This is a genomic window from Sporosarcina sp. AD_1 (assembly GCF_057373025.1).
The window spans coordinates 616,563-640,749 of sequence record NZ_JBPVIR010000001.1; the positions used below are offsets into that span (position 1 = coordinate 616,563).

General features: G+C 48.3%; 20 protein-coding genes. 2 read left to right on the plus strand and 18 right to left on the minus strand.

The window, feature by feature from the left end; genetic code table 11:
• Positions 1-54 precede the first annotated feature (54 nt).
• The 4 genes from ACSW3C_RS03055 to ACSW3C_RS03070 all read right to left on the minus strand — a co-directional run bounded on the left by ACSW3C_RS03055 (position 55) and on the right by ACSW3C_RS03070 (position 9,510).
• Entirely contained in the window at positions 55-1,245 is a 1,191-nt protein-coding gene (locus ACSW3C_RS03055) for a DUF418 domain-containing protein (protein WP_486560819.1), read from the minus strand.
• Positions 1,242-4,955, minus strand: a complete 3,714-nt coding sequence (addA, locus tag ACSW3C_RS03060; protein ID WP_486560889.1) for a helicase-exonuclease AddAB subunit AddA — start codon at positions 4,953-4,955, stop codon at positions 1,242-1,244. The genes ACSW3C_RS03055 and addA overlap by 4 nt, the downstream gene beginning before the upstream one ends.
• On the minus strand, positions 4,939-8,430 hold the full coding sequence (addB, locus tag ACSW3C_RS03065) for a helicase-exonuclease AddAB subunit AddB (RefSeq protein ID WP_486560820.1): 3,492 nt from the start codon (positions 8,428-8,430) through the stop codon (positions 4,939-4,941). The genes addA and addB overlap by 17 nt, the downstream gene beginning before the upstream one ends.
• Positions 8,431-8,877: 447 nt before the next feature.
• Positions 8,878-9,510, minus strand: coding sequence for a TVP38/TMEM64 family protein (locus ACSW3C_RS03070; RefSeq protein ID WP_486560821.1), 633 nt, complete (start codon positions 9,508-9,510; stop codon positions 8,878-8,880).
• Between the two features lie 140 nt (positions 9,511-9,650).
• Between ACSW3C_RS03070 and ACSW3C_RS03075 the strand changes: the two genes are divergently transcribed.
• A complete protein-coding gene (locus ACSW3C_RS03075; protein ID WP_486560823.1) occupies positions 9,651-10,376 on the plus strand; it encodes an AzlC family ABC transporter permease in 726 nt (241 codons plus the stop codon).
• Positions 10,376-10,684 (plus strand): AzlD domain-containing protein, encoded by a 309-nt coding sequence (locus ACSW3C_RS03080; protein WP_238083132.1) that lies wholly within the window; start codon positions 10,376-10,378, stop codon positions 10,682-10,684. The genes ACSW3C_RS03075 and ACSW3C_RS03080 overlap by 1 nt, the downstream gene beginning before the upstream one ends.
• A gap of 44 nt (positions 10,685-10,728) precedes the next feature.
• Here the strand turns inward: ACSW3C_RS03080 and ACSW3C_RS03085 are convergent, their stop codons facing one another.
• From ACSW3C_RS03085 to ACSW3C_RS03150, 14 genes are all read right to left on the minus strand, one after another.
• On the minus strand, positions 10,729-10,995 hold the full coding sequence (locus ACSW3C_RS03085; RefSeq protein ID WP_486560825.1) for a CsbA family protein: 267 nt from the start codon (positions 10,993-10,995) through the stop codon (positions 10,729-10,731).
• A 25-nt stretch (positions 10,996-11,020) separates the two neighbouring features.
• On the minus strand, positions 11,021-12,280 hold the full coding sequence (locus ACSW3C_RS03090; RefSeq protein WP_486560826.1) for a PDZ domain-containing protein: 1,260 nt from the start codon (positions 12,278-12,280) through the stop codon (positions 11,021-11,023).
• A 91-nt stretch (positions 12,281-12,371) separates the two neighbouring features.
• Positions 12,372-13,805 carry a S41 family peptidase gene (locus ACSW3C_RS03095; RefSeq protein WP_486560827.1) on the minus strand — a complete coding sequence of 478 codons (1,434 nt, stop codon included), beginning with the start codon at positions 13,803-13,805 and terminating at the stop codon, positions 12,372-12,374.
• Positions 13,806-13,879: 74 nt separating this feature from the next.
• Positions 13,880-14,464 (minus strand): redoxin domain-containing protein, encoded by a 585-nt coding sequence (locus ACSW3C_RS03100; RefSeq protein ID WP_486560829.1) that lies wholly within the window; start codon positions 14,462-14,464, stop codon positions 13,880-13,882.
• On the minus strand, positions 14,461-15,186 hold the full coding sequence (locus ACSW3C_RS03105) for a hypothetical protein (RefSeq protein WP_486560830.1): 726 nt from the start codon (positions 15,184-15,186) through the stop codon (positions 14,461-14,463). Before ACSW3C_RS03105 ends, ACSW3C_RS03100 begins: the two co-directional genes overlap by 4 nt.
• A gap of 36 nt (positions 15,187-15,222) precedes the next feature.
• Entirely contained in the window at positions 15,223-16,506 is a 1,284-nt protein-coding gene (locus tag ACSW3C_RS03110) for a murein hydrolase activator EnvC family protein (protein ID WP_486560832.1), read from the minus strand.
• Positions 16,507-16,533: 27 nt separating this feature from the next.
• Positions 16,534-17,418, minus strand: a complete 885-nt coding sequence (gene ftsX / locus ACSW3C_RS03115) for a permease-like cell division protein FtsX (RefSeq protein ID WP_238083120.1) — start codon at positions 17,416-17,418, stop codon at positions 16,534-16,536.
• Positions 17,408-18,094 (minus strand): cell division ATP-binding protein FtsE, encoded by a 687-nt coding sequence (gene ftsE, locus ACSW3C_RS03120; RefSeq protein ID WP_486560833.1) that lies wholly within the window; start codon positions 18,092-18,094, stop codon positions 17,408-17,410. Before ftsE ends, ftsX begins: the two co-directional genes overlap by 11 nt.
• 337 nt (positions 18,095-18,431) lie before the next feature.
• Positions 18,432-18,779, minus strand: a complete 348-nt coding sequence (gene cccB, locus ACSW3C_RS03125; RefSeq protein ID WP_486560834.1) for a cytochrome c551 — start codon at positions 18,777-18,779, stop codon at positions 18,432-18,434.
• Positions 18,780-19,021: 242 nt separating this feature from the next.
• Positions 19,022-20,123, minus strand: a protein-coding gene (gene prfB, locus ACSW3C_RS03130; RefSeq protein WP_486560890.1) for a peptide chain release factor 2 whose coding sequence is annotated in 2 segments (ribosomal slippage) — positions 19,022-20,050 and positions 20,052-20,123 — 1,101 coding nt in all. Because the reading frame shifts where the segments join, the coding sequence is not laid out codon by codon here.
• A gap of 79 nt (positions 20,124-20,202) precedes the next feature.
• The gene (gene secA / locus ACSW3C_RS03135; protein ID WP_486560835.1) at positions 20,203-22,707 is read right to left on the minus strand and encodes a preprotein translocase subunit SecA; all 2,505 of its coding nucleotides are present in this window, start codon (positions 22,705-22,707) and stop codon (positions 20,203-20,205) included.
• A 199-nt stretch (positions 22,708-22,906) separates the two neighbouring features.
• A complete protein-coding gene (locus ACSW3C_RS03140; protein WP_486560836.1) occupies positions 22,907-23,053 on the minus strand; it encodes a hypothetical protein in 147 nt (48 codons plus the stop codon).
• 36 nt (positions 23,054-23,089) lie between these two features.
• Positions 23,090-23,653 carry a ribosome hibernation-promoting factor, HPF/YfiA family gene (gene hpf / locus ACSW3C_RS03145; protein WP_486560837.1) on the minus strand — a complete coding sequence of 188 codons (564 nt, stop codon included), beginning with the start codon at positions 23,651-23,653 and terminating at the stop codon, positions 23,090-23,092.
• A gap of 124 nt (positions 23,654-23,777) precedes the next feature.
• Positions 23,778-24,158 carry a PilZ domain-containing protein gene (locus tag ACSW3C_RS03150; RefSeq protein ID WP_486560838.1) on the minus strand — a complete coding sequence of 127 codons (381 nt, stop codon included), beginning with the start codon at positions 24,156-24,158 and terminating at the stop codon, positions 23,778-23,780.
• Positions 24,159-24,187: the final 29 nt, after the last annotated feature.

Below are 24,187 nucleotides of genomic sequence, written 5' to 3' on the forward strand. Positions count from 1 at the left end.
ATTTTCCCAAATAAAAGATTGTTTTTTCTTCCTGACAATCTCTTAGATTCATTTCTACAATGCTTGCACATTTCCTTCTTTTTTCGGCAAGTTTTTTCCGTACGTCCCTTTTCTCCAAATCCATTCGAACGGGCCCATCCTGAATTTCATTAACCACAACTCCGCAAAGATGACCTGAATGACAAAAATCCCTACAGCCATCCACGTACCTGTCGCCAAGTCGACTTTTCCATACAATCCGAATCCATAGCTATTGAATAGCAATGTTGCAATAATGGATTGAGTCAAATAGGTTGTGAGCGACATTCTGCCTGCCTTTGAAATCGGACGGAAAATAGTCCGGAACAGCGGCGCTTGGCAGAGGAGAAGGATGATACCCCCGTAGCCGATCGCGAGCATAGGACCGCCAATCAATTTCTGAAGCATGTCATAATGAACCGTGGGTTTGTCGATGTATGGAATTGATTTAATGACAATGCCACCAACAAGCGCAATCACTGTCACAATGGCAATGCGCCCTTTGAGTTCTACAGCGCGTTCAAACAATTTCACTTTGGACAGGTAAGCTCCGAACATGATGAGCGGCAAAATCATAACCGGGGCAAGAAACACACTCGTTAAACCGAATGTCGCCCATTCTACCGCCCGGAACGCAAAGGCTTCCCAGTATGTGCCGTGGCCATAAGCAGTGATGGCCAACTCAATTTGCTGAATGTCCACATAGTCGCTCATGACCTGGTCAGGGCTAAGCTTGTTAAGTAAATAAAGGCCGCCTATAAGGATGATTGCCGGGATCAGATAAACGACTGCGGCAATCGGCACGAGCCAGCGTTTTGGAATACGCACCGCTGCAATCATGATGAAACCCATCAATGCATAGGTGAATAAAATATCACCGGACCATATGAATAACGCATGAAGCAGACCGAATAGCAGCAAGATACCAAGCCGTTTCGCCATGACCGGCGCATAGGGCTTACCGGCAGCTTGGGCTTTCTCATATTGCAAATTCATGCCGTAGCCAAACATCATCGCGAAAATCGGGTAAAAACTTGCTTCTACGAAAATATTAATGATTTTAAACGTCTCGGCATCGCCCTGTGTGCTGAACCAAGAGTGAGGCTCCAAATAAAAATAAGGGGAATGGAACGTCAGCATATTGGCAATAAAGATGCCGAGCAATGCAAAACCTCTCAACATATCCAGCGATTCAATCCGGTTGTTGAGCGTTGGTGTCAAATTCAAACTGATTCCTCCTGAACACGCAATGTCCTCTCGCTGTCAAATAAATAGAGGAGCATCTCTTTAATCTTAATTTTAGTAATCTCTTCGATCGCCTTTTTGTACAGACTCACCTGTATGCCGTACCGCCTTTGCATTTCCTCAGAAAGCTCCACATCCGAATACCGGCCACGCGTTCGATCGGTCTTGTAATCAAGCAGCACCCAGCCATCCGGCTCCTCAAAAAGACAATCGGCAATCCCTTGCAATATTTGATGATCACCGTCATCTCCATCGTGCGCGTACGTAAAAGGCAACTCCTTCAGAACTCGTTTCGCCTTCCGCAACCGATCTGCCAGGGGCGTTTCAAAAAAGCGGGTTACATTCCGGACATCCACCGCATTCGCCTCTTCAGGCGTGAGCAGCTGACGCTCCGCGAGCTCCGTCACAAGTTTTTCCACGTCTGCCACTGAATGATTTTTGCCTAAATCGATATGCTGCATGATCGTATGCATTGCAGTACCGATTTCCGCAGCGGATAATGTGCGGGACTGCATGAAAGCAGGCCGGTCATGCAAATAAGGTGTCGTCAGTTCATCGTCTCTTGTTGCAAACGGATCATCAAAATCCGGTTCATCATTCAATAATGATAGGCGTTTTAATTCGCTGACCGTCTGCTTTGACCGTTTCTTCACAGAAGCCATATGCGGATAACTGAAATCAAACCGCCGTTTCACTTCCTGCACAAGCAATTCGTCCTTAGCTGGTTCCTGGATATCCAAAACCTCTGAGTCATGAGGAATTTCCCCAGGTTCCTGCTGGATATTCACCAAAGCGGATACCGGAAGCGCATCAATCTCCCAATCGGAAGGATCCTCGACAAGCTGGCCGCCATACGAAACTCCCATCTTCTCAAAATCTCGGTGACGTGCAAGTGCGGGGCCAATCCAGTCCAAATAGCCATTGGCACGAGAGCGCACATATTCCGGCAGCATTTGGCCGGGCGGGACCATTTGAGCGTCCTGCCACTGCCCGATTGATTTTTCAATATCCTTCACCGATGCAATCAATTCCAGATGCTCCTTCGCACGGGTCATCGCCACATACAAAATCCGCATCTCCTCTGCGCGCATCTCGAGTTGCTTTTTCTCCTTCATTGCAAGGAACGGCAAGGATGTATATGTGATCCTCAATTCCGGATCAATCGCTTTGACAGCAAGTCCAAAGTGCTGGTCGAATAAATACGGCTCATTGAAATCCATTTTGTTAAATTGACGGCCCATCCCCGGCAGAAATACATACGGGAACTCCAGTCCCTTCGAAGCATGGATCGTCATGATCCGCACGACATCCTCTGTTTCGCTGACAAAACGGGCGGCGCCTAGATCATCTCCCCGCTTTTGCATCCGGTCGACGAACCGCAGGAAACGGAACAACCCGCGGAAGGAGGTCCTCTCATAATCGATAGCGCGGTCATGCAGTGCACGCAAGTTCGCCTGCCGCTGTTTGCCGTTTGGCATGGCGCCGACCATTTCATAATAATGCGTGTCGGAATACACCTGCCAGATCAAATCAGCTAATGAGCCGCGTCTGGCCAGATTACGCCAGTCTTCGTACATGATGAAGAAACGCTGCAGCTTCTGCTGGGTTTCGGGTGCTATCCCCGCTCCCCCTTGATCGATGAACGTCCTTAGCGCATCATAAAATGGCACCTTTTTATGCGCAAGGCGCACTTGGGCCAATTCACTTTCCGTCATGCCTATGAACGGTGCCCGTAAAACAGAGGCAAGCGGGATATCCTGATAAGGATTGTCCACAACACGAAGCGTATTCAGCATGATCATCACTTCGATCGCCTCGAAATAGCCCTGCGATAATTCCGCATAAACAGGGATGCCAGCGAGTTTGAATTCTTCCGCGATCTCGCCCGACCACGTCATCGAACGCATCAATATAACGATGTCCCGATACTCGAGCGGACGGCGTTTCTGGCTGAACGCATCGGTCACTTCCGCACCGGATGCCATCAGCTCTTGAATACGCTTGATCATATAGCGAGCTTCGGCTTGGGAACTTTTCAAGCTCTGCCCCGTCAGATCGGTCGCTTCCTGCTCCTCCCCCTCGTCCTCTCCATCATAAAGCAAGGCGATACGGGCAGGCATTTCCTTCTCGGGATAACGCGCACCGTATTTCAAAGCTGCCGCTTCATCATATTCGATTTCCCCGACCCGCTCGCCCATCACTTGAGAGAAGATGTAGTTTGTCGCATCCAGCACTTCCTTCCGGCTCCGGAAATTCGCGTTCAAGTCGATTTTCAGTCCTTGATTGCCATCCGTCGTTGTAAACCGGTTGTATTTCCCGAGAAACAGATTTGGCTCGGCTAAACGGAAACGGTAGATCGACTGTTTTACGTCGCCAACCATGAAAAGGTTCCCATCTGATTCGCCGCCACGTTTCACGAGCTGGATGATCGCCTCCTGGAGCAAGTTCGTATCCTGGTATTCATCCACAAGCACTTCTGCAAAGCGGTTCAAATAATCCAGTGCAATATCGGAAGGGACAAGCTTGCCGTTTTCCTCCTTAGAGAGGATTTGCAGCGCATAATGTTCCAAATCGGAAAAGTCGACAAGTCCCCGGTCGATTTTCACGCGATGGTACCGCTCGCCGAAGTCGATAACCAGTTCAATGAGCGTATGCATCATCGGAGCCATCAGGCGCATTTCATCGAGCAATCGCGCAGGCGTCCGGGTGAAATAAGATTCTTTCAAGGCCGTCACCAATTTTTTTACGGAATCCCGCAACGCTTTCGCCCGTTTCGCCAATTCCTCGTCACATGTATTCTTTCGGATCGTGCCGGCTTTCACCCAAGTCAACGAAGCAAAGAATTCATACATATCAACCCACGATCCTTCGGAAATTCGTCGAATCGCTTCCCGAATCCAAAGCAAATCAGCGTCAGCAGTTGCCGCTAAGGGTTCGGGACCGTCCGGCATCAACGCAATCCTGCGCATGTCTTCCGTTAACGCAGCCGCTTCCTCGAGGGAATGCCGAATGGACAATTTCAAAGAATCAATGAAACCGAGCTCATCGATCGTCGCATTTTCATCAATTTCATATTCTGCCGGGATCATCCGGAGCCACTGCTCTGGCGAAGGATGAACGCGAGAATAATCGTATAGCCGGTCAATGAGTGTTTCGATTGACTGGTCATTCCGGTCTGACGTGAAGCTGTCAGCAAGCCGGTACATCGCTTCCGGGTTCTCAGCCTTGTACGCATCCTCCAGCACATCGCCGATCGTGTCATCACGCAGTAGGGACGCCTCTGTGCTATCCGCGATTCGGAAGCCCGGATCAATATCGAGCAAGTAGGCGTACTGGCGGACGACGTTCAAGCAGAATGAATGAAGCGTAGATATTTGTGCTTTATTCAACAAACTGAGCTGCCGGCGCAAGTGAATGGACTCCGGCTGCTCGAGTATTGCTTCCTCCAGCGCTTCCGCCATCCGGTGCCTCATTTCCGCAGCCGCTGCATTCGTGAACGTCACGACAAGTAATTCATCGACATCAATTGGATGATCCTGATTGAGCACCTTTTCAATCATGCGGGTAATGAGCACCTTCGTCTTCCCGGAACCGGCCGCAGCAGAGACGAGCACATCCTTTCCGGTCGCCCAGATCGCTTTCCACTGATCATCTGTAAACGTTACATCGTCAGGCTTAACGGGTATGTTCATCATCCATCACTTCCTTCCGCATTCTTTCAAGGGATTGCTCTGCATCTAAATTTTCATAGTTCCGATACATGGAATTCGGATCGGTCGGATCAAATTGGCACACGGCTCGATAGGAGCAATATTCGCATGGCATCCGGTCTTTCAGCTTGTACGGATACACTCGCGTATCCCCGGCGAGCATGCCGTCTCCCGCCATCTGGTGACGTTTTCGCACATAGTTCCGGACAACATTCAAATCATCAGGACCGAGCACTTTCGATGCCTTCGTGAAGCTTCCATCCGTTTTTAGCGCAGCCGGCACAATCGATGACGACTTGCCGATTAAGGCATCCATCCCTCGCACGACTTCGGGATCCTCCAGTAAATAACCGCGCATCTTATACGATTTCAGCAGTTCCTGTTCAATTAAATCCTCTGTCAGCTCCAATTCCGTCTTGATCATTGGGTTGTGGATATGCAAATAAAGGACGCCCGCAGGATCCGCTTGAAACCCGATCCATTCGGCCGCATTCTCCACCGCCACATCCAAATACGTCAGCATCTGCAAGGACAGGCCATAGTAGACATCAGTCAGATCCAGATTTTTTGCAGACGACTTATAATCAACGACCCGCACATAGTTCTTGCCATCGATTTCAGTCGCATCCACTCGGTCGATCCGCCCGCTTAAATTCATCTTGTTGCCCCGACGCAACGGTATTTCAAGTGGTGGCAGCTTCTCGCCCGGTCCAAATGCCGCTTCGATGGCGACAGGACGGAACAAGCTGGTCGTCGCTTGCTTCGTCAAGGCAAATATCGTCTTCTGCAAAATATGGGTCAGCTTCCGCCGGATATAATGATAGCGGCTCGTGGACAACAGGATTTGATTGAAAAAGCGCGGCGTGATTTCCTCCATCGCTGTCCTCGCCAAATGCCAGCATTGTTCTCTAGATAGGTCCGTCCAAGAAAGTCCAGACCGGATCACCTCATCCGAAATCCACTTCAACGCCGCGTGGAATAAATCACCAATCGAAGGAGCCTCCAATTGGAATTCCATCCGATCATGCAGCTCCAAGCCATACGAAGCGAAGTGCTGGAACGGGCAGCTGTAATACGATTCAACACGGGAGACGCTGGACACGAACGACCGGCCATACAGCCCTTCTGTCAGTTCCGGTGCCAGCCTGTCAGCCCGCTTCTGATTGTCGAGAGGTTTCATGATCACCTCGAGCACCGAAGACCAGAGAGGATCTTCGTCGTAATACGATTGGACGGCATGCCACTCGGGTTCTAACCTTCCTGAATGATCCGCTTCCTTTAATTTCATCGACAAGTAAGGCAATGCGGCCCTTGGATGACTCACATATTCCATTTGATCCATATCAGACAGCAATTCCGTCGGATCCGTAACGGCAAGCTTCTTTTCTATTCCGGGGAGTAGCTGCTCAATCCGCGAAATGTATAATGACGGAAGCAAGGATTTCCCTTCTTCGTCCGCGATCGGATAGGAAATGAAGAGGCGCTCCCTCGATGCCGTGAACGCACGGTACGCCATATACGCCTCGTCCATCAGCTTCATCTTCGCAGTCGGGGCAAGCTCCAAACCATTTTTTGCGAACCATTCGCGGTCTGCATCGGAAAGGAGCCCTTCTGCATCGATGCGCTGTGGCAATACACCGTCATTCACCCCGATAACAAAGCCTACATCGATTTCCATCAAGCTGGCAAGTTCGATCGTCGTCACGGTCACTTGATCGAGTGAAGGCGGAATCCGTGTGAACTCCAATGTGTCGAAACCTTCATCGAGAATGCGAGCCGCTTCCTTCGGATCCAATTGCTGATCGCCGAACATGAGGACAAATTGATCCAGCACATTGATCCAGCTATCCCATGCCTGCTCATGCTCCGTCGCCCCAAGCAATCTACCGGCACGTTCCTCTTCCATGCGAAGGTCGATGATTTGATCATACACTCGCAATCCTTCGATGAAAGAAAAGAGCGATTCCGCCACTTCACGGCCGTTTCTCGCACGTTTTAACCGTGCCTCGAACTGCGCGAGCGGCTCCCGGATCAGATCCCGCATTGCATGAAGTTCCTGCTGCTGGGCAAGCTCCTCATCAGTTTGGACTTGAGTATACTTCTCCAGTCCCCGGTACCGCTTCACGATCCAGCGTGTGTCATCAAACCAGCGCGGACCATAAATGCCATTGGCAAGCACATAATTTTCAAGCCGATCCGCCCGTTCTCGCCATAAAAACTTGTCCTCTCCATGCGGGAAAAACAAATCCGTCTTCACAGCGCGGAACACGGTTTCATACGACCAGTTGGCGAGCACCGCCTCCAGGACGGAACGCGTAAATTCAATGAGCGGATGGTGGAGCATCGGCTTTTTCCGGCTAATGAAAACCGGGATGTCATATTGCCCGAATATCGTTTCAATCAATTCGTCATATGCTTCAGGCTGTCTGTACAACACGGAAATCTCTTTATACCGTTCGCCCGACATGACCATTTCTCTGATTTTTCTTGCCACCGCATGCACTTCCGCACGACGGTCCGCAGCTTCAATCAGCGTGATGGCCCCTTCCGATTCTCTAGACGGCATCGGATACCGTTCGAATGCCGACTCAAAGAAACGAAGCTCCTCATTATGGTAGCGAAGGGCTTGATCCAAATGAATGGTCTCTTCCATCTCTACCGATTCGGTTCTCGCTATCTCCCGCAGCCGGAGAGCAGTTCGTACTGGATTGAAAAACAGCTCATGATCTGCATGTCCGGATAAATCCGATTCCATGGGCAGGACAACGGTTACCCGCTTTGCATGTTTCATCAATTCTGTCAGAATCTCATATTCACGGGCTGTAAAACTTTCAAAACCGTCTATATAAATATCTGCCTCTTGAAGAAGATCAGAATGTTTAATTTGCGAAGCAAGAAGCGCCAAATGCCCCTCGCTATCCACATAAGAAGTGCCGAGACGTTCTTCAATCTTTGTAAAAAGGAGCGTCAAATCATGCACTTTATCCTGCAGGGTTCTTGGTGCATCTGTCATCTCGAGATTTGTCCCAAGATCCGTTAAACATTGACGATCGAGACAGTAGCGGCTGAATTCCTTCATGAGATCACCGACTTTTTCCACGAAACCTTTTTTATTCGCAGCCTGCCGGAACAACTTCAACTCGTCGCGGTTTTCCTCCAGCACGCTTCGCACGAGCATCCGGTACCCAAAGCCATCCACCTCTTTTCGGGTGATGCCTCCGGTCTCCTGCAAAATTCGCCAAGCCAGCCGTTTAAACGTCGATACTTGCGCACGGATAATGCCCCGAAGACCAAAATTGACAGACAAACTGTGCTCCATCGAATACGACATCTGATCCGGAACTAGAAGGACAATCGCCGGCCCAAGCGGATCCGCCTGCAGCGCGGACGCAATCTCCCGCTCAATGAACGTCGTCTTCCCGGTTCCCGCCCGTCCTGTAATAAATCGCAAAGACATGAACGGCTCCTCCTCTCTATCTTGTAAAAATAAAAATGCCTGTTCTCTATCTTTCTATTGTACCGAAAGATGAACAGGACAGAAACTAATTGCATTGGGCCATATAGTGGAAGTGTGGTTGGTGCAGGGAAAGTAGTTTGAAGTGAGGCAGAATGTGGATTTGGTGTGTGGAAATGAAATAGAGACATGATGGCGCAACAAACGTAGTGGGACAACGGCGAATAACAGAACCAGGGCGAGCATTACACCGGGACACCCGAGCATAACCATTCCGCAACCGAGCATAACATCGGGACACCCGCGCATAACCATGCACCAACCGAGCTTTACATCTGGATAACCAGGCATCCCCCTAGAACGATACTCCGAAATCAACGCATGATAACACCCTAACCACGCTTACTCACACAAAAAAAAGAGAAGCACCATTCCTCGGCACTCCTCCGACTAGTCTTCCTCTCTCTCATTCTGTTCGTTGAAATAGTTACTCGATTCCTCTTCAACCCGCTTGTCCAATCGTTTTTCGAGCCGTTTGCCAATGAACCAGAGAAGAAAAATGATGATGCCCACGATTGCTGTCCGTATCGGCTGTGTAAACAAGGCTCTTAAATCGTGTCCGATAAAGCTCATCGTGAAGATCATTACGAATTTCCCAGCCATGAGGATAATCAAGTAATGCTTCTTTTTCATATTCGACAGGCCGGCCACCAGGTTGACGAGGGCGGACGGTGTAAATGGAAAGCAGATGAACAGGAATAAGGGGCCGAATCCGTTGCGCTCCACCCAATGGATCAATTGTTGAACCCGCGCATGTTTCGTCAGGAATCGGAAGAACCGTTTTTGGCCGAACTTCCGGATAATGAGAAACACTGTATAGGATCCGATAACCGCTCCCGCCCAGGATAAAATAAATCCGTACCATAGCCCGTAAGCATTTACTAAGGCTATGACGATTGCGAACAACGGTAAAAACGGCAAAAACGCTTCAATGACCGGTAACAGGATACCAATCAGCGAACCAAATAGTTTATATTGTTGTGCTATCGCTTCAAATTTGTCTAAATCCAGCCATTCCGGCATCCCAATCACACCCTCATCCGTTTACAGTCAATCTAGTTCAGCTTGCTCGTTCTGTATTTGAACTATTCCTTTTATACAATACCACCAAAACAAAATTTTATAGTATAATCGCTAGGATACGCTAGAGAAAAGGTGACAACATGTTGAAAAAACAATTTCAATCCGGACTGAAGGCCGGTACGAGCATCGCCATCGGCTATTTTCCTGTTGCGCTGACGTTCGGCTTGCTCGCAAAAACGACAGGGCTCTCCTTGATGGAAGCGACTGCCATGAGCCTCTTCGTCTACGCAGGGGCGGCCCAATACATATCGTTAAGCATGATAAAATTCGGAGTCGATCCGATATTGATTGTCATGAATACATTTATCGTCAATATTCGTCACTTTCTTATGACGGCTTCGCTCAATGAAAAGATGCATCGTGCGCCGAAATGGGTGAAAGCAGTCTATTCGTTCGGGATTACGGATGAATCTTTTTCCGTCATCGCGACGCAAAAAGAGGAGAAAGTGTCCACGGCGTTCGCATTTGGTGTGTCGATCATTGCGTATGGCAGCTGGGTCATCTTCACAGCGGTCGGTCATGTGATCGGAGCGAATCTGCCTGCATTTCTGCAAGCGGCGATGTCGATTGCGCTGTATGCCATGTTCGTCGGCCTCTTGGTCCCTTCAATGAAAGGAAACCGGAAAGTCGTGATGCTTGCGGGCATTGCTGCAGCCATCCATTGCTTCTTTTACTTTACAGAGCTGCTGTCGACCGGCTGGGCCATACTCGTGTCCACGCTCGCCTCTGCCGTCCTCGTTGAGATGTTCTACGCGCGTCGCGGAAAAGCGGTCGCTGGCGACTATTCAGAAAAGGGGGATGAATGATGGGTGCCTGGTATTGGTGGATGCTGCTTGGCATGGCACTTGTGACGTATATACCCCGCATGGTGCCTCTTACCTTTTTGGATGGAAAGAAACTGCCTCCCATCGTCAGCGGCGTATTAAGCAATATTCCGTATGCGGTGCTTGGCGCGCTCATTTTCCCGGCGATTTTGTTCGTCCAGGAAGGGAATATCCTATTTGGGGTCATCGGGGCGGCCACCGCCTTTCTAATTGCGATACTCGGTGGCGGGGTCATGCCCGTTGTTCTCGGAACGATTGGTGTACTTGCGATCTATAGTTTATTTCTGTAAACAATAAAACCGCAAGCTGGATGCGTATCCGCTTGCGGTTTTGATCATTCTACTGTATCCTTCTCCGATTGGTCGCGGCCTCTCGCCTTCTTTACCATCCGGGCTGCCAATGAAAAACCGACTGTTAGTGAAAGAGCGTCTGCCGCATAAAGAAGCCAATTATGCGTATACCCCGCGTAAACCGATGCGGCAATCAAAGCAAGCGTCAAAATAAGTCCAACGATATGGTGAAAAGTGACGCGGGTAAAGAAGAGGACGAGCAACCCAGGCAGGAAAAGGGCAAGTACAAGTTTAGTTCCGAGTGCTTCCATACATCTTCCCCCTCTATCCGTTATATTACCGGACGACTAGCAAGCCGAGCCGGTGATGATCATGCCGGTAGAGAACCTGCTGCATGAGGCGGACCTCTCCGTCCCGGCCAATCACTTGCAGCCTGCAATGCGCTGCGTTCACCTGAATGGCATCATACAGTTCCTTCTCGTTCGTCACATGAATCCCGTTGACGGCACGAATGCATTCGCCAGGCACAAGGCCAAGCCGTTCACCCGGCGATTCCGGCAACACGCCCGCAATCATGACGCCTGAAGAACGAGGCGCTGCAACATACCCGCCTTTCCGTTCTTTCATAGCTGTCACGATGGAGAGAGTTATCCGGGAGATGACCCCAATTACTACGGCTGCCCATCCTACAACGGGCATCCAAATGGCGCCAATGCCGATTGCTACAACGACTGCTCCGATTACCATGATAGCCCGTCCCATTTTCGGATATAAAATTTCAGGAAACGTCGTCCTCACAATTTGCGAGAATCCAATGACGACGGGAACAGGCACGAAGCTGAACGTCGCTGCACCAAGTGTCAGCTGCGGCCAGTACGGCATATAGGCTGATATCATATCGCCTGGAACGAGGAATACGACCGGCAGAAGCCACAGCCGTTTCACTTTGAAGACGGCAGCTTGCAGCCCCCGATTGGTCGGCTCCAGCAATGGCGACGTACAGCGGGCTGCAAACCGCCTGACCAAATACCCTTCTGCCATTAAAAGCAATCCTGCGATAATGGCAACCGTCACAGCGAGCGATCCGAACAAGTCGACTCCGTCCGGGCTCCAGCCGTACAGCGTAAAACGGGATGAATCAAATTGCATGCCGTAAATCGCAAGTACTGCGATCGCGGCAAAATAAATGGGCGACATCGCCTGATAATAAAAGAATAAAAGAGCAATCAGCGAAATGCCGATGAACAGGACGAGCCACCCCCGGTCGACCACCAAGCCGACGCCGGATACGACAATCGACAGCACTAATGCGGGAAGCCATGACTCAGAAACAATGCGCCGCCATTCCGTCAGCCCCGGAAGCAGTCGAATGTTAAAATGCCTCCGCTCCCGCTTCACTCTGAAATAGCCAACCCCCACAGCCGCTATCAAAGCTGCCCAAAACAACGGATTCAAGAAGAAATAACCGATCGCCTTACCGATATTCCACCAATCTTGTTCAGTCACAGTCCACACCATCCGTTCCCCAGCTACTATTTTGTTCTCTATTGTATCAAAAGAATCGACTCTGGTGTGAGATGCAGACCAAATTTTCATAGAGTTGGTTCTCCCGTCCTGCTTTAAGGCAGGAAAAAACTCCTTGCCCGCTGCAAGGAGCTTTCCAATCTTTTATTTTCGATCGAACACCCTATTCCGTCAATACATGATGCATATACCCGATCGCCATCTGGAGCTGGGTATCATTCGTACGATCTTTCCGGTAATCCTCTACCCGCTCTCGCAGCAACGAATAGAATTTACGATCCATAATATCTTCCGAATCGAGCTGGCCGTCTTGGCGGAATTGCTGGACGGCAGCTGCCGTCGACTCGTCAAAATAACCGTCTGTCCTGTCGACTTTGTAGCCGAGCCCGCCTAGCAAACGCTGGGCGTAGGCAATATCTTCGTGATGGTTGCCTGGTGAATAAATTTCCGTCACAATCCTTACGTGCTCAGTAAATAATTTATTCTGCTCTGCCTTCAGGTCGGCTTCCACACCTGAACCGTGAATCCACTGTTCCTTCGGCGTCAGCCATTTATGAGTCGACAGTTTCATTTCGCCGCCATTCGTCAGCTCCATCGTATCTTGGACGGTGCCTTTCCCAAAGCTTGTCGTTCCCGTTATCGTTCCTCTTCGCAAATCTTTTAGCGCACCACTCAGCACTTCACTGGCTGAGGCGCTGCCTTTATCTTGAAGAAGAACAATCGGGATCTTCTTCAGCTTCGGATCATATTGATCAGACGGTTCTACAACGAGGGGCGTCAAATTCCCTTCTGCATCCTGCATATAGGCATAGATCGAATTATCTTCCAGTAAACTGCCCGCGATCGCGCCAACCGCCCGCAAATAGCCGCCCGGGTTGCCACGCAAATCGATGATCAGCCCTTTGGCCCCTTGTTTCATTAAATCATCTGTTGCGGTTTTCCACTCTTTAGCACTTTCATCTCCAAACATCGTCAGTGCTATGTACCCAAACGTTTCGCCCCGCTCCTTCATTATCTCCGAACTGACTGTCTTGACGGGTATTGCTTCTCGCACAATCGTCAGTTCCAAATGCTTTGTCATCTCTGGCCGATAAATAGTCAATGTCATCGATGAGCCTTTTTCGCCACGGATCAGCCGGACGACATCCTGCAGTGTCAAGCCTTCTAAACGCTCTCCGTTGATGCGGACAATTTCATCATATGGCAGCAGTCCCGCTTTCTCGGCAGGTGAACCTTTTACAGGCGCCACAATAATGAACTTACCGTTGGATCTGGTGATCTCAGCTCCGATTCCGACCCGTTCCCCTGCAAGGGATTCCCTGTGAGACGCCGCTTCCTCTTTGGACAAATAGGTGGAGTATGGGTCATTGATGACATCCGCCATACCGCGCAGGGCTCCTTCAATCAGCTTGTCCCCTTCCACTTGATAGACGGCGTTTTCTCTAATCAACTGATACGCTTCGTCGATAACAGGAAATGAACTCTTCTTGGCCTGTTCGGCCTGCTTTTTCTCCGATCCACAACCGTCTAAGACAAACAAGAGTCCTGCGGCAAACACCGCCATAATCATAAATAGAAAAAACCGGCTTCTTCGCACGTCGTATCCTCCTTCCTCCATCAATATATGAAGGGGATGTACACAATACGACTGCAAAAAACCGGCTTTTTTTATTAATCCATTGAATCCACCAGATTGCGGATCATGTTTTCATCCATCGGCCCGATGATTTTCTGTGCAATGGTTCCGTCAGTTTGAATCATGTAGGTCGTCGGCATAGTATATGCCTGATATTGATCCATCACGTCACCTTCCTTGTCCAGTGGAATCGGGAAGGTCAACCCATAGGAGTCAATAAAATCCTCGACGCCTTTCAACCCGAGTTTCTCTCCTGTCGTCAGGTTGACAGCGACAATCTCAACATTATCCTCTTCGCTATAATTTTTATAGTAGTTCTGCATATGGGGCATTTCCGCTTTGCACGGCGGACACCAAGAAGCCCAAAAGTTTAAGATTACCTTTTTCCCTTTTAAGTCCGAAAGTTTGATGACGGTTCCGTCCAATGTCTCCAAACTGAAATCCGGGGCAAGGTCTCCTTGGCCAAGACCTGTTTCTCCATCCGTTGCGACCGACACATTGTCAACAACCGCCACTTCCTTCAACGGTTTCGCATCATTCATATTAGACCGGATCATGAAAACGACCATCGATCCAATTACTAAAGCAGCAATCACATATCCCATTACTTTCTTGTTCATATCATTTCCTCCGTATTCGTTTTTCCGTGTTCCAGCCGATAATTAATCAGCATCCAGAAGCCGACGATCAGCAATGTGACAAGCAGCGCTCCATTCCATAACCCAGCCGGCTGAAAAGAGGCGGCGAATAGATGGACAGCAGCGAGAAGGAGCGGGTCCTGATTTCCAAGCTCCTTCTTCTTTGTAATCCGCCAGATCGCCAGCAGAAGCAGGACGGTGAATAAAATAACAGTGGCCATCCGGACATAAATCGGGCCGTCATTTAAAACAGCCATGCCCGCTTGGTAGGTGGACAATGTGAAAACCGCGCCATACAAGAGCGAATCCCATTGCTCTTTCGTTACATGGCCACGACGCTGATCCATCCAGCCTTTACTAAACACATAGGCAATTCCTAAACAAAAACCAAACAAGCCCCCGTTAAAATAGATGATTGCCATTGGCGTTTTAACAATCAACGAGGCATGGGTGACGACGACAGATAATTTCCAGATCACTACTATGGTGAAAAACTGATCAGCCCATTTATTTGCACTCTTTGCCTTAAAAAGGATCCGAACCAAACTATATGCCACTATGAAAGCAACAATGAGCGCAATCCATGATGAAGGAACTGTAATCTTTCCAATTAAAAAATATTTATTCACAAGCATGCCGATTCCCCTTTTTCTACTTCCATCGTATAAGGAATTTGATTGGACTGCGACATATTTGCTTATCAAAAAATCCGCCTCCTAAGAGACGGATTGTAGTATTTATTAGAATGAAATGTATCGAAGTGGGTTTACAGCACTCGGACCTGAAGCCGAGAAGCTGCCAACATGAATTTCAAAATGCAAATGCGGTCCTGTCGACGCGCCGGTCGTGCCAATCGCACCGACTTGTGTTCCTTTATCAATGACTTGTCCGACATGTGCATCGATGCGTGACATGTGCCCATAAACGGTAGTCAAAATTTGGCCGTCAGACGAGTGGGTAATCATGACGCAATTGCCGAGACCGCCCATTTGGCCCGCAAAGGAGACGACTCCATCTGCTGCTGCGACAATTGGCGTTCCGATGGAATTGGCGATATCCACGCCTCTATGCTGACGCTTCGTACCGTAAATCGGGTGCACTCGCCAGCCGAAGGATGACGTGAATGTACCACTCGCTGGTCTTGTCCAGAATCCATCCGAAACCGGAGGGATTTTCGTGGAATTTGCGCGAGCCGCTTCTCTTTCTTTCTTTCTGCGCTCTTCTTCTCTTCGGGCAATTTCAGCAGCCCGTTTCTGTTCAGCGATTACCTTTTTCTCAAGGTCCGCTCCGATTTCAACTGCTTCGTGGAACTCATCTTCCACTTGTTTTTTCTCTTTGGATAAACGCTCTTCTTCCGCTTCCAACTGATCTATGATTTTATGCTTCTCTTTTTTCTTATCGAGAAGACGTGCTTTCAGTTTTTCCAGTTGTGCTTTGTTTTGTTCAAGCTCTGCCAATTTTTTCTCAACGAGCGCTTTTTCTTTCTCCAGCTGCTCGATGTCTTCTTTTTGGCGTTTCATGATGTCGCGATCCGCATCCATCAATGTGGTTACAGCAGAAAACCGGTCGATAAAGTCAGCAAAACTATTTGCACCGAGTAGTACGTCTATATAATTGACGTTGTTGCCTTTTGCCTGCATGGCACGAACCCGTTCACGCAGCACTTCATCCCGCTCGGCGATTTTTTTCTCGAGATCCTTAATGGATGCTTTTAATGCATCAATCTCGTCTTGTGTTTTATTGATTTTTCCGATGACACGATTCATGTTGTCATTCGTTTCTTTAATTTCCCGGTTCACTTTAGCTACTTGGTCCAGGAATTTCTGAATATCACTTCGCGTCGATTGGATCGCTTTGTCTTTATTCTCAATCGTAGCGTTCAAGTTCTTTTTCTTCTGTTCATTCAGTTTCTGTTCCTGTTTCAAATCTTTCAATGTGCTCGCCAATGCACCCGTTCCACCGAGAAGAGTGGAAAGGGCGAAAATGGCGATGAAGCTACTCACTACCCATTTACGTTTCAACAACTTTCGAGTTCCCCCTAACATTGAACTTTAGACTTTCAAGAATTTGCGTACAGACATGAAGCTGCCCCACATTCCGATGAATACACCCATGAATAACAGGAGGCCGTTCACTTGTAGAATGAAAGGCATTGCATTCAACAGCTGGAACAATTCGTTTTGCAGTTTCGGCTCCCATTGCGCGTACAATTCGTAGTACGAGAAGGAAATGACGGCCATCGGGATGATTGATCCAAGAACCCCCAGCCATATGCCTTCAAGCACAAACGGAATGCGCACAAAACTATTGGTCGCTCCTACGAGCTTCATAATCTCGATTTCCCTGCCCCGCGCCACGATCGTCAAACGAATCGTATTGGAGATCAGGAACATCGCCGTGAACAATAAAGCCAAAATTAAAACCATTCCAATATTGCGGCTCATGTTCAGCACCTTGAAAAGCTTCTCGACTTTGCCTTCGCCGTAAACGACTTGGGACGTGTAGTCATATGTATCGATTTTCTTGGCGATCGCCGCAGTTTCATGAGGATCTTTCGCTTTTACATACAAAGCATCGCCCAGCGGATTGCTTTGTTTGTAGAGGCTTAATTCATCCCCGAACGACTGGATCATTTTGTCCAATTCTTCATCCCTCGAAGAATAGACGACTTCCTCGACGCCTGCAGTGGAGCGTACTTGTTTTTCCAATTCTTTCACGGCCGTTTCATCAGCCGCAGGATCTGCAATGACTTTGATTTCGACATCATTTTCAAGGTTGTCCGCCAATTGATTCAAGTTCATCATGATGACAATGAACACACCGACCAACAGCAGTGTAACCGTAACAGCACTGACAGAAGCAAAGGTCATCCAGCTATTCCGACCTAGGCTTTTGAGGCTTTCTCTCACATGCCGGCCCATCGTTCTAGCTTTCATAACCATAAACTCCTTCATCTTCATCTCTGGTGATCATTCCGCCTTCAACGACAATGACGCGATGCCGCATTGTGTTGACGATTTCTTTATTATGGGTTGCCATGACGATTGTCGTGCCCAGCGCATTGATTTGCTCGAAAATCTTCATGATTTCCCATGATGTATCCGGGTCTAAGTTACCGGTCGGCTCATCTGCAATAACGACTTTCGGTACGTTGACAATCGATCTTGCAATCGAAACCCGCTGCTGCTCCCCGCCGGACAATTCATTCGGGAACATCCGCGCTTTTTGTGTCAATCCGACAAGCGCCAACACTTCATTGACCCGCTTGCGAATCACTTTCGGCGATTCCTCGATTACTTCGAGCGCAAACGCCACATTCTCGTAAACATTCAATTTAGGAAGTAATTTAAAGTCTTGAAATACGACGCCAATTTGCCTTCTCAGCAGCGGCACGCGCTTATTTCGCAACGTCGCCAAATTAATGCCGTTGATCAGAATATCACCTTTCGTCGGCGTTTCTTCGCGGTACATCATTTTAATAAATGTCGATTTCCCTGCCCCGCTCGGTCCAACGACATAGACGAACTCGCCGCGGTTAATTTCGACATTGATGCCATTTGCTGCAACGACACCATTCGGGTATTTCTTGTATACATCTTTCATCACAATCATTTTAAAACCACCTGGTAATTGTTATCTACAATTTTTTCACTCAACATGCCCATTATAACATGACTGAGACGGCTAAGTATTACAGATATGTTTCAAATCATCTTCCAGATGACTTGGTGTGAAATAAAGAGAACTCCATTTTTCTCCAATTTCCGTCGGGTTTTGCGGCAAGCTGCTTAGGTTTATTACAGAGGTGGATTGAATTGTAATATAAATATGTATTATTAATAATATGATTTTTACCATTAAAACCTTTCTACTTTCATTTACTTTTCTTCTTCAAAAAAAATGCAAATAAAAAACCGCAACGCGCCGTTGCGTTACGGTTTCTTCCTTCTTATTTCTTGTCAGCCAAATATTTAGAGACAGCTGTGATTTCCTCATCGCTCAAAGTGCCTTTGAATGGAGGCATTCCGTTTTGGCCGTTTGCGACGATATTATGGATTTCATCCTGTGAAAGCTCAGAACCGATATTAGCGAGTGCCGGAGCCGCGCCTTTACCTTCCAAGTTTCCTCCGTGGCAAGTCGTACAATTGCTGTTGACGATTTTTTCTACGTCAACTGAAGAAGTTGCCCCATTTTCTGTACCCGTTGCACCTTGGTTATTGTCCGTCTTGTTACCGCCGCCACATGCACCGAGTACAAGCACAGCGCCTAACATGACACCAAATAGCTGCTTTTTCAATTGATTTTCCTCCTATCGTCTAATGATGTACTTTCATTCCTAAGTATACCAAAGGATTGAAGTGTGTCTGTCTGTGGAAGCGCCTGATTTTTATCAAATTCATGACAATCGACAGCGACTCCTTCATCTAGTACTATACACATTTGTCCAAATTTAAAACCCATTCGGCATTACCAAAAAATAAAAAACGCACCGGAGTGCGCTTTTTACGTTTTAAGGCCATACTAGAAAGACGGCTTTTTTTATGAAATTTTAGAGCGGAGATACGCGTTGATGAATGGATCAATTTCGCCATCCATTACAGCGCCGACGTTTCCAGTCTCTTCGTTCGTACGGTGATCTTTTACCATGGAATACGGGTGGAATACGTAGGAACGGATTTGGCTGCCCCAGCCGATTTCCTTTTGCTCGCCACGGATTTCAGCAAGACGCGCTTCTTCCTCTTCCACTTTCAATTGATATAATTTGGCTTTCAGCAAGTTCATAGCACGCTCACGGTTCTTGATCTGAGAACGTTCCGTTTGGCATGTGACGATGGCGCCTGTCGGAATATGCGTAATCCGGACAGCAGAATCTGTCGTGTTGACGTGCTGGCCGCCCGCACCGCTGGAACGATACGTATCAATTTTCAAGTCTTCCGTACGGATTTCAATATCGATATCCCCGTCAAACTCCGGCATCACTTCTACGGATGAGAAGGAAGTATGACGGCGGCCTGATGAGTCAAACGGTGAAATTCGGACAAGGCGATGAACCCCTTTTTCCGCTTTCAAATAGCCGTACGCATTATGGCCTTTGATGGAAAGGGTAACCGATTTGACGCCCGCTTCATCCCCTGCTTGATAATCAAGCGTCTCGACTTTATACCCTTGGTCTTCCGCCCAGCGCGTATACATACGAAGCAGCATGGATGCCCAGTCTTGTGACTCGGTGCCGCCTGCGCCAGAATGAATTTCTAGGATGGCATTGCTGCTGTCGAATTCATCGCTCAGCAACATTTGCAAGTCGAAGTCCTCCATCTTCTTTTTGAAGTCTTTCAACTCTGCAACAAGATCTGCTTGTAGCTCTTCGTCCGCTTCCTCTTTCAGCAGTTCAAGCGTCATTTCGAGATTTTCCTGCGTATCGTTCAATTCATTGAAGTCTCCAACTGTGGATTTCAATGCATTGGATTCGGAAATAACCTTTTGCGCAGCATCCTGGTCGTCCCAGAATCCTGGCTCCAGCATGATCTCATCCAATTCCTGAATTCGTGCCTCTTTGTTTTCTAAGTCAAAGAGACCCCCTGAAGTCCGCTAATTTCTTAGCTGTTTTGTCGAGTTCGTTGCGAACATCGGATAATTCCATCATAAAAGTTCCTCCTGAAAATAAAGTTCAGAGAAACGGCGGATCAAGCCGCCGCTCCTCTCATCAAGCCACGGACTGGTTATGCAGTCCCGTGGCAGTTTTTATATTTTTTGCCGCTGCCGCATGGACATGGATCATTTCGTCCAATATTGACAGCCCGGCGAGCCGGTTTTTTCGTTACTTTTTCGCCGTCTTCTTTCGGATTGACAGCTTGCCCTTTCGCTACTTCCTCACGCTCAAGGTTGTTGCGGATTTCCGCTTTCATGACATATTTCGCAGCGTCATTTTCGATGGATGTAACCATCTCTTCGAACATCGCGAAACCTTCCGACTGGTATTCACGCAGCGGATCGGTCTGGCCATAGGCACGTAAATGAATGCCGTGGCGAAGCTGATCCATCGCATCAATATGGTCAGTCCACTTCGAGTCAATCGCGCGAAGCAGAACGACTTTCTCAAATTCACGCATCCGCTCTTCGGACATTTCGGCTTCCTTCTCATCATACCGCTCGTTAATAGCGTCATTAATAAGAGCCGTGACATCCTCGATCGATTTGCCTTCCATTTGAGCCGCAGTAATGCGTCCTTCCGGCAACAGATTCGCTCCAAGGAAGTCTTCCAAGCCCTTCACATTCAACGTTGTGCCGTTTTCATCGGTATGCATCGCGATCACACGGTCAACTACGTTACGGAGCATGTTTTCAAGCACTTCGCGGATGTTGTCGGATTCTAGCACTTCGTTCCGTTCCTTATAAATGATTTCCCGCTGCTGACGAAGAACATCATCATATTGAAGCAAACGTTTCCGTGCATCGAAGTTATTCCCTTCCACCCGTTTTTGAGCGGATTCAACGGAACGCGACACCATTTTCGACTGGATCGGCGTGGAATCATCCATACCAAGCTTCGTCATCATATTTTTCATTTGGTCGGAACCGAACCGGCGCATCAACTCGTCTTCAAGAGACAAGTAGAATTGCGTGATCCCCGGATCCCCTTGACGACCAGCACGACCACGGAGCTGATTATCAATACGGCGGGACTCATGCCGCTCTGTCCCGATAACCGCAAGACCGCCAAGTTCCTGAACACCTTCACCAAGCTTGATGTCCGTACCACGTCCGGCCATGTTCGTCGCAATCGTGACAGCACCCGGCTGGCCGGCTTCCAGAATAATTTCAGCTTCCCGGCCATGGTTCTTCGCATTCAATACATTATGCGGAATTCCGTACTTTTTCAAGTAGTTCGAGATAATTTCCGAAGTTTCGATCGCCACTGTACCGACCAGGACAGGCTGCCCCTGTTTATGGCGCTCTCTAATATCCTCGGCGACGGCTTTAAACTTTCCTTCCATCGTCGCGTAAATCAAATCTGCACGGTCATCCCGCGCAATCGGACGGTTCGTCGGAACAGCGATAACATTCATGTTGTAAATGTTACGGAATTCCTCTTCTTCCGTTTTCGCCGTACCTGTCATACCGGCCAGCTTGTCGTACATCCGGAAGAAGTTTTGGAACGTAATCGTTGCAAGTGTCATCGTTTCATTCTGGACTTCCAAGCCTTCCTTCGCCTCAATCGCCTGGTGAAGCCCATCACTATAGCGACGGCCTTTCATCAAACGTCCTGTGAAAGAGTCAACAATGACGACTTCGCCTTCCTGAACGACGTAGTCCACATCAATATGCATGCTCGCATGGGCTTTCAACGATTGGTTGATCGCATGGTTGAGCGTTACGTGTTTCAAATCGAAGAGATTTTCGATGCCGAAAGCCTTCTCTGCTTTATCTACACCGGACTCAGTCAGAACAACGCCTTTCGTCGATTCATCGTATGAATAATCCTCTTCCTTCTTCAACGTGATGACAAAACGGTTCGCCAAACGGTACAGCTCCGCAGATTTAGAAGCTTGCCCTGAAATAATTAGCGGTGTCCGAGCTTCATCAATTAAAATCGAGTCGACTTCGTCAATGACGGCATAATGAAGCGGGCGCTGTACTTTATGCTCCGAATACAACACCATGTTATCCCGCAAATAATCGAAGCCTAGCTCGTTATTCGTAGTATACGTAATATCCGCATCATATGCCTCGCGTTTTTCTTCTTTCGAGAGGCTGTTCAAATTGAGCCCGACCGACAGGCCAAGAAACTCATACAGTTGTCCCATTTCATTCGCATCACGGCTTGCCAAGTATTCGTTGACCGTTACGACATGAACGCCTTTGCCTTCAAGCGCATTTAAATAAACCGCAAGCGTCGACGTCAACGTCTTACCTTCCCCGGTCTTCATCTCCGCGATATTGCCTTCATGCAGGGCAGCCGCCCCCATGATCTGCACGCGGAACGGATACATCCCGAGCACACGGCGTGACGCCTCGCGAACCGTCGCAAATGCCTCCGGCTGAATCGCATCCAACGACTCGCCATTCGCCACCCGCTCCTGGAATTCTCTCGTCTTTTCTTTCAACTGCTCATCCGATAGACGCTCCATCTCCGTCGCATGCGCTTCTACCTGATCCGCAATTTTTTCAAGCCGTTTCAAATCTCGTTTATTGGAATCAAACATTTTATTCAATACGCCAAGCATATAGGTCACATCCTCATTAAGTTCACCCTTCATTTTACCATTGTAAAAAGCATGGTGCAAATGATGGATGGTTTTCCGGGTGATGACTTTGGTATTTTGTGGTTTTGAGGGGGTTGATGGTGTTTGGGTGTTGTTTTTGGAGTGCCTGTGGGAGGTGGGTTTGCATGGGAATACGAGATTATTTGGGTGAACGCCAGAATTACGCAGCGAACGCCAGATTATCTGTTTGAACGCCAGAATACCGTAGCGAACGCCAGATTCTCCGTTTGAACGCCAGAATACCGTAGCGAACGCCAGATTCTCCAGATAAACGTCCCACATCTAGGCAAATCAAACTTGATTCCACCAAAAAACCTCCGGATGTCTCCGGAGGCTGGATTAGTTAATTCGTTTCGATCAAACCATATTTGCCGTCTTTACGTTTGTAGACGATATGGGTTCCGTCAGATTCTGCATCTGTGAAGATGTAGAAGTTATGGCCAAGCATATTCATTTGGAGGATTGCTTCTTCTTGGTCCATCGGTTTCAGGTCAAACTGCTTTGTGCGGACGACTTGGAAATCGCTTTCGTCAGACGCTTGTTCTTCTTCTAGATTGCGCTCTCTTTCCACGGTTTGCAAGAAAGCAGCAACGCCTTCCCGTTCGCGGAATTTGCGATTCACCCGAGTTTTATACTTACGGATCTGACGCTCCAGCTTGTCGACAATCAAGTCGACTGCAGCGTACATATCGTCGTGCCGTTCTTCCGCACGCAACGTCAAGTTTTTCATCGGAATTGTGATTTCCACTTTTGTTTGCTTGTCGTTGTAGACCTTCAAATTGACGTGCGCTGTTGCGTTTGCACCTTCAGTAAAGTAACGTTCCAGCTTCTGCACTTTCTTTTCGACATATTCCCGAATAGCTGGTGTTACCTCAATGTTTTCCCCGCGGATGTTAAAGTCTAGCATATGAACTCCTCCTTTGTTTATCCGTTGATATATACTTCTCCATATTGCCTTCGAAGTCCTTCTTTAAACTAAAAAGATTTTTAGAAAGATGTCGAATTGTGACGAAATTACGTCCAGAACCCATTTACTTCCGCCCGGATTTGACACGCAATTTTAATTCATCGACAATCAACTGGGCATTCAACGGCTGTTCTAAGAAATCAAAGCCATACTGATAACCGTTTTGATACCGTTTCTTCCAAACAATCTTGCCTTCTTGCTCAATCGGCTGTTCATAAAGCGTAAATCGCAAGCGAAGGTCCACCTCATGCAATTCAATTGGAATGTCATATTCCGTGTACAATTTGGCACCGCCCGAACTGATATCCACCAGCTGGCACACGCCTGAACTGGACGCTTTCGCATTCTGCTCCCCGACCAATAGCCGGAATTCCGCTTCAATCGGTTCATCGAAGGTGTGCCTGAAATATTCTGTCCGCTTGTACTGCATGTCAACCCGCTCCATTTCTACAAACCTTCCATCTTCATTATAGC